16 protein-coding genes are annotated in these 13,615 nt (G+C 45.4%); 12 read left to right on the top strand and 4 right to left on the bottom strand.

Going from position 1 to position 13,615, the window contains the following annotated elements; all coding sequences use genetic code 11:
* Positions 1-34: 34 nt before the first annotated feature.
* Positions 35-175 (top strand): hypothetical protein, encoded by a 141-nt coding sequence (locus ACGF63_RS00635; protein WP_152962983.1) that lies wholly within the window; start codon positions 35-37, stop codon positions 173-175.
* Positions 176-198: 23 nt separating this feature from the next.
* On the opposite strand, the gene ACGF63_RS00630 is transcribed toward ACGF63_RS00635, so the two are convergent.
* The 4 genes from ACGF63_RS00630 to flgA all read right to left on the bottom strand — a co-directional run bounded on the left by ACGF63_RS00630 (position 199) and on the right by flgA (position 3,201).
* On the bottom strand, positions 199-1,326 hold the full coding sequence (locus ACGF63_RS00630) for a hypothetical protein (RefSeq protein WP_152962984.1): 1,128 nt from the start codon (positions 1,324-1,326) through the stop codon (positions 199-201).
* Positions 1,327-1,661: 335 nt separating this feature from the next.
* On the bottom strand, positions 1,662-2,102 hold the full coding sequence (locus ACGF63_RS00625; RefSeq protein WP_152962985.1) for a flagella synthesis protein FlgN: 441 nt from the start codon (positions 2,100-2,102) through the stop codon (positions 1,662-1,664).
* Positions 2,103-2,113: 11 nt separating this feature from the next.
* Positions 2,114-2,416 (bottom strand): flagellar biosynthesis anti-sigma factor FlgM, encoded by a 303-nt coding sequence (gene flgM / locus ACGF63_RS00620; RefSeq protein ID WP_036849003.1) that lies wholly within the window; start codon positions 2,414-2,416, stop codon positions 2,114-2,116.
* A 125-nt stretch (positions 2,417-2,541) separates the two neighbouring features.
* Positions 2,542-3,201, bottom strand: coding sequence for a flagellar basal body P-ring formation chaperone FlgA (flgA, locus tag ACGF63_RS00615; protein WP_387628160.1), 660 nt, complete (start codon positions 3,199-3,201; stop codon positions 2,542-2,544).
* A gap of 230 nt (positions 3,202-3,431) precedes the next feature.
* Here flgA and flgB point away from each other — a divergent pair, with 230 nt between their 5' ends.
* From flgB to flgL, 11 genes are all read left to right on the top strand, one after another.
* Positions 3,432-3,845: a flagellar basal body rod protein FlgB gene (gene flgB / locus ACGF63_RS00610; RefSeq protein WP_036849007.1), complete on the top strand. Its 414-nt coding sequence runs from the start codon at positions 3,432-3,434 to the stop codon at positions 3,843-3,845.
* Positions 3,846-3,850: 5 nt separating this feature from the next.
* On the top strand, positions 3,851-4,255 hold the full coding sequence (flgC, locus tag ACGF63_RS00605) for a flagellar basal body rod protein FlgC (RefSeq protein ID WP_036849009.1): 405 nt from the start codon (positions 3,851-3,853) through the stop codon (positions 4,253-4,255).
* A 12-nt stretch (positions 4,256-4,267) separates the two neighbouring features.
* A complete protein-coding gene (gene flgD, locus ACGF63_RS00600; protein ID WP_036849012.1) occupies positions 4,268-4,966 on the top strand; it encodes a flagellar hook assembly protein FlgD in 699 nt (232 codons plus the stop codon).
* Positions 4,967-4,993: 27 nt separating this feature from the next.
* Entirely contained in the window at positions 4,994-6,208 is a 1,215-nt protein-coding gene (gene flgE, locus ACGF63_RS00595; RefSeq protein WP_152962988.1) for a flagellar hook protein FlgE, read from the top strand.
* 18 nt (positions 6,209-6,226) lie between these two features.
* Entirely contained in the window at positions 6,227-6,982 is a 756-nt protein-coding gene (locus tag ACGF63_RS00590; RefSeq protein ID WP_152962989.1) for a flagellar basal body rod protein FlgF, read from the top strand.
* A 23-nt stretch (positions 6,983-7,005) separates the two neighbouring features.
* Positions 7,006-7,788, top strand: a complete 783-nt coding sequence (gene flgG, locus ACGF63_RS00585) for a flagellar basal-body rod protein FlgG (protein ID WP_132355954.1) — start codon at positions 7,006-7,008, stop codon at positions 7,786-7,788.
* Positions 7,789-7,860: 72 nt separating this feature from the next.
* A complete protein-coding gene (locus ACGF63_RS00580; protein WP_036849019.1) occupies positions 7,861-8,613 on the top strand; it encodes a flagellar basal body L-ring protein FlgH in 753 nt (250 codons plus the stop codon).
* 12 nt (positions 8,614-8,625) lie between these two features.
* On the top strand, positions 8,626-9,735 hold the full coding sequence (locus tag ACGF63_RS00575; RefSeq protein ID WP_387628150.1) for a flagellar basal body P-ring protein FlgI: 1,110 nt from the start codon (positions 8,626-8,628) through the stop codon (positions 9,733-9,735).
* Positions 9,735-10,676: a flagellar assembly peptidoglycan hydrolase FlgJ gene (gene flgJ / locus ACGF63_RS00570; RefSeq protein WP_152962991.1), complete on the top strand. Its 942-nt coding sequence runs from the start codon at positions 9,735-9,737 to the stop codon at positions 10,674-10,676. The genes ACGF63_RS00575 and flgJ overlap by 1 nt, the downstream gene beginning before the upstream one ends.
* Positions 10,677-10,806: 130 nt before the next feature.
* Positions 10,807-12,450 carry a flagellar hook-associated protein FlgK gene (gene flgK / locus ACGF63_RS00565; protein WP_036849026.1) on the top strand — a complete coding sequence of 548 codons (1,644 nt, stop codon included), beginning with the start codon at positions 10,807-10,809 and terminating at the stop codon, positions 12,448-12,450.
* An 82-nt stretch (positions 12,451-12,532) separates the two neighbouring features.
* Complete coding sequence (gene flgL / locus ACGF63_RS00560; protein ID WP_036849028.1) at positions 12,533-13,498, top strand: flagellar hook-associated protein FlgL; 966 nt, start codon at positions 12,533-12,535, stop codon at positions 13,496-13,498.
* Positions 13,499-13,615: the final 117 nt, after the last annotated feature.

The following is a 13,615-nucleotide window of genomic DNA, read 5'->3' as shown; positions in this document are numbered from 1 at the left end:
CCGATTGCAGTTATTGTGAGTCCGGCGCAATGGAATGCGAGCCGAACAGGATGAGAACCGGCTTCCCTGGGAAACGCATCTGGATGCGTTAACGATCAGTATCAGCAGATTGAAACGCAGGAACTGGACAAAATACAAGAAGACGGCACTACCGCAATGGGCGGTAATGCGCTGAAATTTCCGTCAGGCTCAGTGGATTCAATATTGTTTGAAAAGATAGTCGATAATATCCTGTTGAAGTTCAAAGGCATCACGTCGCTCCGCAAGGTAGCTTTTTAGTACGGTGAGTGAACGCAGGCTTTCGCGCAGTTGGATTTCGTTTTCTATATTTTGCTGCAATTTTTTGCAGTGCTCGCGTAGGTTATCTTCTATTACCTTCGATGTTTCACCTCCCAGTGTGCTCCAAATCATGCCCGGTAACGAATCAGATTTTTTTAGCTGATTAAGTTCACTGGTCAGGATATCGATACGTGCTTTTAGCAACTTATTGATGTCGGATATATCCCGACTGTTAAAACTGAAAGTTGGATCAATATACTTGTGGTACATGTTTATTATCGTCCAGACATCATTATCTTTCTTAGCTTTTGATAACTGTACCATCAACTGGTTTTTTTTCTTTTTCTCATCTAAATCCTGTTCACGATCCGGATGTAATACCTTGGCTATTTTTCTATACATTTGGCTTACTTCCTGCGATTTAAATAAATCATCCAGTTTTCTCTGGTCTTCTTCCGCAGGGTCGAAATCATCGGTATCTTCTGCATCATATTCATCGTAGAAATGTTCTGATTCCCGTTGAAAATGCTGTTCTATGGTGGCACGCATTTTCTCAGGGCTTTTCATCATATCAAGTAATTCTTCATCAGATATTTCTTCACTAAAATCAAAATATTCATCCAGAGTCTGCCGGATATCAGCCATCTGTTCTGGTGTTGGAGCTTCCTCTTTCAACGCATGAAGATTGGCAAAGTGATCGGTCAACTTATTGAGATCAAGGTTTTCGTTAAAGGGGTAAGCACATAACTCAGCAAGTTCTTCTTCTATCCAGAAAAATAATTCTCTCCGTTGGTTTTTCCCCAGCGATTTTTTATCGGCAAATGAAAGCAACCGTGCCGCTTTATCATATCTGGACTGTATATATTGATGCTCTACCGGTAAAACCTCTTGTTGAAAGCGCATGAACAAGTCGTCTTGTTGCTGTTGTAGCTTGGCGATCTTCAATTGGTATTTTTCGATGGACTTCCAGTAAGCTTTGAATTGTTGCTGAGGCGTTTTTGGTATCTGTTGTCCGCTCGATTTTCTTTTTTTTAGTTGCTTGTGCATCAATATTGTTCCTGAAGTTGAAACTCGTACGTTACGTAATTAAAAATTATATTGTCAATACCCGTTGTCGTTTATCCCTATTCTGCAATATATTTTCGTAACACGCAAAACATTATAGTTGTGCAATTGTTACATTGACTTACAAATGGTGATTGTTGCTAATCTTTTCTTCCCTGATTGTAATAACAGTTTCACAATACTTTTCGTTTGAATTATTCATACCTGAGGACTCCGTGAGCAGCTACGAAGCTCGGGTTGAACAGGAAGGCGGCGCTAATAAATACTATCAAAACAATAAAAAACGGCACTACCGCGATGGGCGGTAATGCGCTGAATCAAACCTGGACTTTATGGCCGGAAAACATGGAGTGACGGGTAGCCTGGCCGTCTGAACCATAAAGAGAGGGGCTGTGGTGGCTTTTTAGAAAAGCGATAGCTTTGCTATTTAACTCAAGATGCTGGGCTAACAACAGACCATTATGGGCGTTTGAATCACGAACCTGGATAGTTGCTTTGCCGATCTGTTGCCACAATCTGGCAAGCATAGGCTGTTTATCATAAGGGGCAATGGCCTTTAATTCTTTGCTTAAATTAAGACGTTGCTGTTCTAAATGGCCAAACGCGGATAACAGAAAATTTTTTCGTTCTGTTACCCGGTGCAAATCTCGTGCTTCAATAAAACCCTCGCACAGAATACGCTGTTCTTCCGCCATTGTTTGGGTCAGCGAGGTTAAATAGGTAACTTGCTGTTCGAGTAATTGTTGAAGTTCTTCCATAACGGGTTTAATTACTTTTTATAATACGGAAAATTTTCGGCGGCTTCTCTGAACAGAGCGTCTGCGATTTTACCGCTGTTCATTTTTAAGGTTCCCTGAGCGATAGCGTCTTTCAGTTTTTGCACTTTTTGGATGTTGATATCCTCGCTGCTCGGCTGAACCAGTTTTGTTTGTGTTTCGCTCAGTTTTACTTGTGCATCAGTGCTTTTTAACGTAACGCCGGAGGTTTTTCGGGTGCCCTGGGCGCTTTCATTAGTTGGTCGCTGTTGAACAGCAGCGATAGCTAATAAGGGTTGAGTGCGTTCGATACTCATAATCATTATCCTTTATGGCCAGGCATAGGTTCACCTATGGATCGGAGCAGGTTACATGCCATTTGCATACCTGCAAATCATGCTCTGCTGGTTATATCGGCACAGTAAAAGAAAACTTTAGCAACTTATAACATGATTTTTACACTGCCGTTTTCTAGTGCTTGGCCGGTTATAACGTGCCCTGAATTCATTCGGACCCTGACTTTATCAGAAGTTACAGCGTTATTAATAGCTTTCCCTTCATTACGTATCTGAAAACCCTTTCCTTGTACAATCACCCCCACATTTTGACCTGCCCGTACAGCCCACGGGCGGCGTAACATATTGCGGGTGATTGCCTGTCCTGTCGGAATGCTGCGTATAGCAACACTGTTTTTTATTTCATTTTTGTTAATAATCAGATCGTTCGGTAATTTTTCCAGCAATCCGCTTCTGACCTGAAAATCTTTCTCCGATAAAACATCATTACGGGAGAGGGCGCGGCGGGTAACCCAATAATGTCCTGTAACGCTGACAGCGACCTGAATAAATTTGCGTTTTTGATGACAAACGATAGGTAAAGAGATATTTCCCCAGTTTTGATTACTAATAGGAGGGTGAATTTCCGGTGATTCACACTGAGGCCATTGCCGTTCCGGTGTTCTGATTTCAACAGAAACTTTTTGATGATTATCCCTGTGTATCTGCTGAAAATAATGCGTTATAGCCTGAGGCAGATTATTTCCCCATGCCATCGAATTCATAAAGAAAAACGCGAATAGCCCGATAATCTTTATAGCTTGCATTTTCTCGCTCTTATTATTTTGTCAATAAAGTAGATAAATCCGCGGCTGTTGGGTGGCGCACAGTGTACCCGCATTGGATATCGGTTAATGGGATAAATAGCAATTCAATTAGCGTCTATTCATCCGATAGGCTTTTCTTTCTGCGTTTATTCTGTCTACTGCGAATTTCGCGATCGCGAATTGCGCTATTAAGGTTCATAACACAGGTAAGTCACATAAGAGGGAGGAATATGCTCGATAAATTAGATGCAGCCTTTCATTTTCAGCAGGAAGCTTTGTCATTGCGATCACGGCGACAGGAAATATTGTCCGCGAATATCGCCAATGCGGATACTCCAGGGTATCAGGCGCGGGATATTGATTTCGCCACACAACTGAAAAAAACCATTGCGCACGGTCGGGTCACCGGAAACGGGATCGGGCTGACGCTGACATCGGCTCGGCATATTCCAATTCAGCCTCAGAAGAGAATGGAGATGGACTTGCTGTATCGGGTGCCTTATCAGGCGGCGATGGATGGCAACACGGTGGATATGGATATGGAGCGCGGCAATTTTATGGATAACAGCCTGAAATATCAGGCTGAACTGACGGCGACCAGCTCCCAGGTTAAAAGCATGATGTCAGTCTTACAGCAAGGATAAAGGCCATGTCTTTACTCAGTGTTTTTGATATTGCCGGTTCGGCATTATCAGCTCAATCCCAACGATTAAATGTCAGTGCCAGCAATATGGCGAATGCCGATAGCGTTTCAGGGCCTGATGGCCAGCCATACCGGGCGAAACAGGTGGTTTTCCGTGTCGCCGCACCGGCAGGACAAGAAACAGGCGGTGTTCGGGTCAGTGAAATTGTTGATGATCCAACACCTTTCCGCCTTGAGTATCAGCCAGGGCACCCGCTGGCCGATGAGAAGGGTTATGTACGAATGCCAAACGTTGATGTGGTTGGGGAAATGATTAATACCATTTCGGCTTCCCGTAGCTATCAGGCCAACGTTGAGGTACTGAATACAACCAAGTCGATAATGCTGAAAACATTAACGTTAGGTCAGTAACAGGAGCGACTCATGGGAATTGCCAGTGCAATGAACGAACCAATGGATAACACCATCATTGGGGAGATGGCATCGTCTAGCGATACAAAGAAGAACAGCAAAGAGCTGAATAGCAACTTTATGCAACTGCTGATTGCACAGATTAAAAACCAAGATCCAACTAACCCGATGAAGAACAATGAGTTGACCTCCCATTTAGCGCAGATTAACACGCTAGAAGGGATCGAGAGGCTGAATACCACGTTGGGGTCTATTGTTGGTCAGATTAATAATAGCCAGTCTTTACAGGCATCAGCTTTGATTGGGCGCGGCGTTATGATCCCCGGCGATACGATTCTGGTTGGTCCCAGCGAAGACGGGGGGGCCAGTATTACGCCATTTGGTATTGAGCTGGAAAGGCCGGCGGATAGTGTGAACGTGACCATTACGGATAAACAAGGGGCTGTTGTAAGCCAAATTGATCTCGGTGCGCTGGAAGCGGGGGCCCATAGCTTCGGCTGGGATGGCATAAAAGGAGATGGCACTGGCACTACGGTTGCGAATGGCGCTTATAAAATCACCATCGCAGCCAGCTATAAAGGCGAGCAGAGAGTGTATCAGCCACTGATGTTCGCTGTTGTGAAAGGCGTTACCCGTGATGCGGACGGCGCTAAGTTAGATTTAGGGCGGTTTGGTACCGTCACTATGGATCAGGTACGTCAGATTCTTTAACAAACAAGCATTTTAACGGAGAGTAATATGGCTTTTTCACAAGCAGTGAGTGGCTTGAATGCAGCGTCAGCTAATCTGGATGTTATAGGTAATAATATCGCTAACGCAGCGACATATGGCTTTAAATCCAGTACTGCTGCTTTTGCTGACATCTTTGCTGGCTCTCAGGTGGGTCTGGGGGTAAAAATGTCGGGTATTAACCAGAACTTTAAAGATGGTACACCAACTACCACCAACCGCCCTCTCGACCTGGCGATCACGCAAAGTGGTTTTTTCCGTCTGCAAGACAGTAATGGTGGGATCTACTATTCCCGTAACGGCCAGTTCAAAATGGACGAGAACCGTAACATTATCAACATGCAAGGCATGAAGCTGACAGGTTATCCGGCAGTGAGTATCAATGGGGGGGTACCGCAGGTTCAGAAGGGTGCTAACCCGGTAGCGATTACGGTATCTCAGGATATGTTGTTGGCTAAAGCGACAACTGAGGTGACGATGCAAGCGAACCTTAATTCGATGCATAAAGTACCAACGGAGGCTTTCTCGCCAGATAAGCCGGACTCTTATAACTACCCTAACACGATCACCGTTTTCGACAGTTTGGGCAACCCGCATGGTATTAGTATTTTCTTTGTAAAAACAAATGATAACGAATGGCAAGTTTATGCGCGGGATGGGGATGTTGCCGGTGCTAAAGAAGCTTCACTCGGAACCCTGAAATTTGATGGTAACGGTAAAGTCATTGGTAATGATAACCAGTTCACGTTTAACGTTCCTTCACTGAATGGTTCTTTGGCTTCGGATATTACGATTAATTTTAATAACAGCCGGCAACAAAAAATTGATGCTGACAGCGTAACCAAACCTACCCAGAACGGTTATGCTGCTGGTCAGTTTAGTGGCTACCGTATTGAGAACGATGGTAGCGTCGTCGGTACCTATTCCAATCAGCAATCCCAATTGCTTGGGCAGATTGTAATGACTAACTTTGCTAACCCGGAAGGACTGGCAGCACAGGGTGACAACGTGTGGTCAGAAACCGGCGCTTCTGGCAGCCCGGTGGTGGGTACTGCGGGTTCAGGCAATTTTGGTAAATTGCTCAGTAATACATTGGAATCATCCAACGTTGATATGAGTCAGGAACTGGTCAATATGATCGTGACACAGCGCAACTATCAATCCAATGCCCAGACCATTAAAACTCAGGATCAGATCCTGCAAACTCTGGTCAGTTTGCGCTGATAGTTTCAGGATAGCATTATGGATCATGTCATCTATACCGCAATGGGCGGTGCTCGTCAGACACTGGAACATCAGGCGGTGACGGCAAATAACCTGGCAAATGCATCAACGCCGGGTTTTAAGGCACAACTGGCTGCATTGCGGGCGGTTCCTGTTGAAGGGGCTGCTTATAACACCCGTACTTTGGTTGTGGCTTCAACACCGGGCGTTGACCATCGTCAGGGGCCGATGAACTATACCGCGCGTCCGCTGGATGTGGCGATTGGGCAGGGAGGATATCTGGCGGTTCAGCTTGAAGATGGTTCTGAGGCTTATACGCGTAACGGCAGCATTCAGATTTCAGCGGAAGGTCAGTTAACTGTTCAAGGTAACTTGTTGATGAGTGATAATGGCCCGATAGAGGTTCCTCCGCACGCTGAATTAACCTTGGCAGCTGATGGTTCGCTATCTGCATTGGTTGCCGGTGATCCGCCGACACTATTAGGGCAACTTGGTCGATTGAAAATGGTAAAACCAGAGAGCAATCAACTTGTCCGTGGTGATGATGGTCTCTTCCATATGACTGAACAGGCACAAGCGTTACAGGGTGATGTCTTACCTGCCAGCGATGAGGTGAAATTAATGCCCGGTACTCTTGAAGGAAGTAACGTCAACCCGATGGAAAGTATGGTGAGTATGATTGCCAACGCCCGTCGTTTTGAAATGCAGATGAAAGTCATTCATAGCTCAGATGAAAATGCACAACGTGCTAATCAACTGTTATCAATGAGTTGATTTAGATACAGAGGATAAAATCGATGATCCGATCATTATGGATTGCTAAAACAGGGTTGGATGCCCAGCAAACCAATATGGATGTGATTGCCAATAATCTGGCAAACGTCAGCACCAATGGTTTTAAACGCCAGCGTGCCGTTTTTGAAGATCTGCTTTACCAGACCATTCGTCAACCAGGAGCGATGACATCGGAACAAACCCGCTTACCTTCTGGTTTACAGATAGGTACCGGGGTGCGTCCGGTAGCAACAGAACGTATACATAGTCAGGGAAACCTATCTGGAACTAATAACAGTCATAATGTTGCCATTAGAGGGAAGGGTTTCTTTCAGGTTCAGCTACCTGATGGTACCAGTGCTTACACTCGCGACGGTTCATTTCAGGAAGATCCAAATGGGCAGTTGACTACCGCTAGCGGTTTTTTGATATTCCCTACCATTACCATTCCTGATAACGCGACGGATATCGCCATTAGCCGTGATGGTGTTGTCAGTGTGAAAATACAGGGGCAATCGGCACTTCAGCAAGTTGGGCAACTTACCCTGACAACCTTTATCAATGACAGCGGGTTGGAAAGTATGGGTGAAAACCTTTATCTGGAGACCAACAGCTCTGGGGTACCGGCTGAAAATACACCAGGAATAAATGGCGCTGGATTGCTCATACATAAATATGTAGAAACATCTAACGTCAATGTGGCTGAAGAATTGGTCAACATGATTCAGACGCAGCGGGCTTATGAAATAAACAGTAAGGCTGTGTCGACTTCTGATCAGATGCTGCAAAAACTGACTCAGTTGTAACCTAATCATCAATCAGAACCACGGGGGAACGCGATTTCCCCGTTATTCAGAGATAAATTAAGAGTATCGAAGATGGATACAATGGCTGTGGCCGGGATTAGCGTTGTTTGTCATACCCGCAATTTACGGAAAAATGTGACCAATAAATGGCGTTGCAGTATAGCACTGGCGATATTGTCACTTACGGGCTGTGCTTATATCCCGCAAAAACCGCTGGTTGGGGGGGCCACAACCGCAGCACCTTCTGCTGCAACCGCGCCAGTACCTAATGGCGCTATTTTTCAGGTAGTGCAGCCTGTTTATTATGGTTATCAGCCGTTATTTGAAGATCGCCGCCCCCGAAATATTGGCGATACCCTGACGATTACCTTGCAGGAAAATGTCAGCGCCAGTAAAAGTTCTTCCGCCAATGCCAGCCGTAACGGGAAAACGACGTTTTCCGCCGCACTGACACCCCGTTTCCTGAAAGGGTTAATGGGTGGAGATAAAACCGATCTGGAAATGGAGGGTGAGAATACTTTCGGCGGGAAAGGGGGGGCTAATGCCAATAACACGTTCAGAGGTACGATTACCGTGACGGTTGATCAGTTACTGGCAAACGGCAACTTACATGTTATCGGTGAAAAGCAGATTGCCATCAATCAAGGGACAGAATTTATCCGTTTCTCCGGTGTGGTTAACCCACGGACTATCAATGCCAATAATACCGTCAGCTCCAATCAGGTCGCTGATGCCCGCATCGAATATGTGGGTAATGGTTATATCAATGAAGCGCAGAACATGGGTTGGTTACAGCGTTTCTTCTTGAATGTTTCACCGTTTTAAAAGGGGATGGTTATGATAAAACAATTCGCTGTCAGCCTTCTTCTTGTATTGCTGACTCTGATAACAACGACCGCATCGGCGGAACGTATCCGTGATCTCACTACGGTTCAGGGAGTGCGGGAAAATGCGTTGATTGGTTATGGATTGGTTGTTGGATTGGATGGTACCGGTGACCAGACCACACAGACGCCATTTACCACTCAAAGTTTAAGCAATATGTTATCCCAGTTGGGGATTACGGTTCCTCCGGGAACCAATATGCAGTTGAAAAACGTGGCGGCTGTGATGGTAACGGCAAAATTGCCGCCATTTGGCCGTGCCGGACAGAATATTGATGTGGTGGTTTCTTCTCTGGGCAATGCCAAGAGCTTGCGTGGCGGTACTTTGCTGATGACACCACTAAAAGGCATTGATAATCAGATATACGCTCTGGCTCAGGGTAATATTCTGGTTGGCGGTGCGGGCGCCAGTGCCGGTGGTAGCAGTGTGAAAGTGAATCAGCTGGCGGGGGGACGGATTAGCAACGGCGCGGTGATTGAACGTGAATTACCGACACAGTTTGGCGAGAATGGCATACTTAATCTTCAGTTAAATAACGAAGATTTTTCCCTGGCACAGCAAATCAGCGAGGTGATCAATCGTATGCGCGGAGCGGGGACAGCAACGCCGTTGGATGCCCGCACGGTGCAATTACGTATGCCGAGGGAGAAGAGCGAGCAGGTTAAATTCCTTTCACATGTGCAGAACCTGACTGTCCGTGTTGATGTGGGTGATGCCAAAGTGATTATTAACTCCCGCACCGGCTCAGTGGTGATGAATCGCAACGTTATGCTGGATAGTTGTGCCATTGCTCAGGGAAATCTTTCTGTCACTGTTGATAATCCGGTTGTTGTTAATCAGCCAAATACCCCATTCGCAGGTGGTGCGACCGTTGTCACCCGTAATCCCAGTGTGGCTGTCCGTGAACAAGGTGGTGCGTTGCAGAAGGTTAACGCCAGCGCGAGTTTGAATAGTGTTATTCAGGCATTGAATGCATTGGGTGCTACACCGAATGATTTAATGTCAATCTTACAGGCAATGGAAAGTGCGGGTTGTCTGCGGGCGAAACTGGAGATCATCTGATGAGTGATTTTTCAACCCTGTCCGGCGCTGCTTATGACGTACAATCGGTTAACGCGCTGAAATCCAGTTTGGCGAAAGATTCACAACAAGGGCTACGGCAGGTAGCCCAACAAATGGAAGGCATCTTTGTTGAGATGATGCTGAAAAGTATGCGTTCGGCGCTGCCTAAAGATGGCATGCTGAGCAGTGAACAGACACGTCTTTATACTTCGATGTACGATCAGCAAATTGCCCAGAATCTGTCTCAGAAGGGGCTGGGTTTTGCCGATATGATGCTAAAACAGCTTTCTAACGCCAATACCGCGCCTAGGGAAATGGCGGGGAAAATGCCCATGACAGTGGATAGCGACGTTTTGCAAACATTGCCAAGACAGGCGCTTGAGCAATTTATCCGCCGGACGGTGTCGAAACCGGAGACGGTGCCTAAGCCGTTACCGTTGAACAGTACCAACTTTGTTTCTGCGCTCTCCGTTCCCGCTCAAATAGCCAGCCAACGCAGTGGTATTCCTCATTTGCTGATTATCGCTCAGGCAGCGCTGGAATCGGGCTGGGGGCAAAGGGAAATCCTGACTGCCGACGGTAAGCCAAGCCATAATCTGTTTGGTATTAAAGCGGGTAAAGGTTGGAAAGGGCCGGTAACCAATATCTTGACGACGGAATATATTAACGGCGAACCACAGAAAATGAAGGATAACTTCCGTGTTTATGGTTCTTACGTGGAAGCGATTACCGATTACGTCAAGTTACTGACAGAAAGCCCCCGTTACGCCAACGTTGCCAGTTCGGTTACGCCGGAGCAGGGGGCTTATTCTCTGCAACAGGCGGGCTATGCAACCGATCCTGGCTATGCGAAAAAACTGGTCTCGGTTATTCAACAGCTGAAAGGTGTCGGAGAGCAGGCGGTGAAAGCGTATACCCACGATTTAAGTAAACTGTTCTGATCCACATTTTGCTCAAGTTTTATTGAGTTCAGCCGATAAATTATAACAGTTCAGACACTGTTTTTACCTATCTGAAGGGTTGTTTGCCGCCGCCAGCGGAGACATAACTAAAACTCAAAAGGATCTACTGATGTCCAACAGTCTTATTAATACCGCGATGAGCGGCCTTCAGGCTGCTCAGATTGCTCTGGGAACAGTGAGTAATAACGTCACAAACGCCCGTGTTCCCGGTTATAACCGGCAATCAACAGTGATAAATCAAAATGGTGGTACGATGACATCCATTGGCTTTATGGGAAATGGTGTTACTGTCACCAGTATTAACCGCCAATATAATGAATTCATTAATAACCAGCTTTCTGCTTCTCAGGCAAAACAAGGTGCATTAACCACTTATTCCCAGCAAATTTCCCAGATTGATAATTTGCTGGCAGATAAAGCGAATAGCCTTTCAAACACCATTGATGACTTCTTTACCAGTTTAGGCAATGTCATCAGTAATGCTGAAGATGATGCCGCCAGAACGACAACTATTGGTAATGCAAAGGGGCTGGTAAACCAGTTGAAGAGTGCAGATACCTTCCTGCGTAATATGGAAAACAACATCAACAAAGGAATAACTGACAGCGTTGATTCCATCAATAACTTGACCCAGCAAATTGCCAAACTGAATGGTGAAATTACCCGAATGAAAGGCGGTAGTAATGCTGAACCAAACGCATTACTGGATCAGCGGGATCAATTGGTCAATGAGCTGAATAAGCTGGTCGGCGTGAGTGTGACTCAGCAGGATGGCGGTTCTTATAATGTAACTTTTGCGGGTGGATTGACGCTGGTTCAGGGGACAACCGCATACAAAGTAGACGCTGTTTCATCCAATGCGAATAGTAGCCGCATCACGCTGGGTTATGATCGTGGTTTTGGTGACGTGGTTGAGATTAATGAAAAATTCATTAATCAAGGTGAATTAAGTGGCACATTACGGGCGCGTAGTGAAGTGCTGGATAATTCCCGTAATCAATTAAACCAATTAGCCTTGGTATTGGGCGATCAATTTAATCAGGTTCACCGTTCTGGTTTTGATTTGAAAGGTGAACCGGGTAAGGATTTCTTCACATTTAATAACCCGGATGTGATTTCCAACAGCAAAAATAAAGGTTCTGCCGATTTCAAAGTGGAATATGCAGATACCTCGGTAGTAAAAGCCAGTGATTACCATATCAGCTACGATGGCGCTAATTGGAAAATACAACGTGCCTCTGATAAAGCAGATATTTCTGCCAAAGTGACGGGCAATACACTGGAATTTGATGGACTGAAAGTTGAAATTAATTCAACCAATGCACAAGCAAATGACCAATACACACTAAAAGCGGTCAGTGGTGTTATTGGCGGCATGGAAGTTAATGTTAAAGACGCATCACAATTTGCTGCTGCCGGTACGAAAGACTCCGGGCCAAGTGATAACGTCAATGTAAAAAAACTCGCTGAATTGCAGAGCAAAAAACTGGTCGATGGTAAAGCCTCATTTTCCGGCGCTTATGCTTCGATGGTCAGTACGATTGGTAACCAGACCAACACTGCCAATGTTGATTTAAAAACTCAGAACAATATTACTAAGCAGCTTTATGCTGAACAGCAAGCTGTTTCTGGTGTCAATATGGATGAAGAGTACGGCGCGTTGCAGAGTTTGCAGCAATATTATCTGGCGAACGCGCAAGTGGTCCAGACCGCCTCAACGCTGTTTAATGCCATTTTAGATATCCGTCGCTGATAAACGTGGCACTTATTAAAAATAGCCTGAGGATACTCAGATATCCTGGGTATTTAGCTAACTATTTGAAAGGAATGATATCGTGCGTGTAAGTACCAATATATTATACGACCAGAAAATGATTGGTATCACTTTGGCCCAGTCAAAATGGATGCAGCAGGGAGCACAGTTATCCAGTGGTCAGAGAGTGATAAACCCATCAGATGATCCCATAGCCGCGTCTCAGGGCGTGATGGTTGCTCAGGCTGAATCTCAGAATCAGCAATATATGACGGCCCGTTCATTTGCCAAAAATGCGATTTCTATGCAATTAAGCGTCGTATCCAAATCCGTTGGTGTCGTACAAAATGTTAGTGAAAGCCTTGTCGCCACAGTAAACGGTATATTGAGTGATGAAGACCGTAACTCGCTGGCTATCCAACTGGAAGGTTTTAAAGAACAACTGGTTAATCTGGGTAATTCGACCGATGGTAATGGCCGCTATATTTTTGCCGGCTATAAAACGGATGTAAAACCTTTTGATGAGAATAAAAGCGGTGTAGTCAGTTACAACGGGGGCTATGAGGAAATGACTCAGAAAGTGGATAGCAACCGTTCTATGATTATCGGGCATACCGGGGAGCAGGTATTTCTCTCTTCTACCAGTAACCCGGAAAAAGAGCCGGATGGCAGCCCTAGCGAATCGGATATATTCAAAACCATTGACATGGCGATTCGGTCATTAAGAACACCACTTAAAGGGGCAGATCAAGAAACCCGTGATGATGCGCTGGAATTGCTGAATAAGGCAAACCGTGGTGCCCGTAATGCGTTGAATAATATTTCTTCTGTGGAATCAGTATTGGGTTTACAACTGAAAGAAATTGAAGAACTAAACAGCTTGGGCGCAGAACGTAGCCTGGCAAATAAAAGCCGTTTGAGTGAATTAGTCGATGTGGAATGGAACTCGACGATTTCTAATTATTATCAGCAACAAGCTGCGCTTCAGGCATCATATAAGACATTTACCGATATGAAAGGCATGTCGTTGTTTGAGATGTATCGTTAATTCTATTTCCTTGCTTATCTCTTGCTAATTAATCGCTGGTTTAGGCCAGCGATTGTTTTCAGTTACGTATCCCAGATAATTACTTATTTGGCAGGGCGATATATGTAGAAGTGCTAA

The organism is Photorhabdus sp. RM322S, assembly GCF_042879395.1.
GTDB classification, from domain to species: Bacteria; Pseudomonadota; Gammaproteobacteria; order Enterobacterales; family Enterobacteriaceae; genus Photorhabdus; species Photorhabdus khanii.
Note: the sequence above shows the minus strand (reverse complement) of the source record. Positions and strands in the feature narration are given on the sequence as shown.

What these genes read in the sequence shown, in the direction of transcription:
- ACGF63_RS00635 (WP_152962983.1), top strand. Translation starts at nt 35, where the DNA reads ATGCGAGCCGAACAGGATGAGAACCGGCTTCCCTGGGAAACGCATCTG.
- ACGF63_RS00630 (WP_152962984.1), bottom strand. Translation starts at nt 1,326, where the DNA reads ATGCACAAGCAACTAAAAAAAAGAAAATCGAGCGGACAACAGATACCA.
- ACGF63_RS00625 (WP_152962985.1), bottom strand. Translation starts at nt 2,102, where the DNA reads ATGGAAGAACTTCAACAATTACTCGAACAGCAAGTTACCTATTTAACC.
- flgM (WP_036849003.1), bottom strand. Translation starts at nt 2,416, where the DNA reads ATGAGTATCGAACGCACTCAACCCTTATTAGCTATCGCTGCTGTTCAA.
- flgA (WP_387628160.1), bottom strand. Translation starts at nt 3,201, where the DNA reads ATGCAAGCTATAAAGATTATCGGGCTATTCGCGTTTTTCTTTATGAAT.
- flgB (WP_036849007.1), top strand. Translation starts at nt 3,432, where the DNA reads ATGCTCGATAAATTAGATGCAGCCTTTCATTTTCAGCAGGAAGCTTTG.
- flgC (WP_036849009.1), top strand. Translation starts at nt 3,851, where the DNA reads ATGTCTTTACTCAGTGTTTTTGATATTGCCGGTTCGGCATTATCAGCT.
- flgD (WP_036849012.1), top strand. Translation starts at nt 4,268, where the DNA reads ATGGGAATTGCCAGTGCAATGAACGAACCAATGGATAACACCATCATT.
- flgE (WP_152962988.1), top strand. Translation starts at nt 4,994, where the DNA reads ATGGCTTTTTCACAAGCAGTGAGTGGCTTGAATGCAGCGTCAGCTAAT.
- ACGF63_RS00590 (WP_152962989.1), top strand. Translation starts at nt 6,227, where the DNA reads ATGGATCATGTCATCTATACCGCAATGGGCGGTGCTCGTCAGACACTG.
- flgG (WP_132355954.1), top strand. Translation starts at nt 7,006, where the DNA reads ATGATCCGATCATTATGGATTGCTAAAACAGGGTTGGATGCCCAGCAA.
- ACGF63_RS00580 (WP_036849019.1), top strand. Translation starts at nt 7,861, where the DNA reads ATGGATACAATGGCTGTGGCCGGGATTAGCGTTGTTTGTCATACCCGC.
- ACGF63_RS00575 (WP_387628150.1), top strand. Translation starts at nt 8,626, where the DNA reads ATGATAAAACAATTCGCTGTCAGCCTTCTTCTTGTATTGCTGACTCTG.
- flgJ (WP_152962991.1), top strand. Translation starts at nt 9,735, where the DNA reads ATGAGTGATTTTTCAACCCTGTCCGGCGCTGCTTATGACGTACAATCG.
- flgK (WP_036849026.1), top strand. Translation starts at nt 10,807, where the DNA reads ATGTCCAACAGTCTTATTAATACCGCGATGAGCGGCCTTCAGGCTGCT.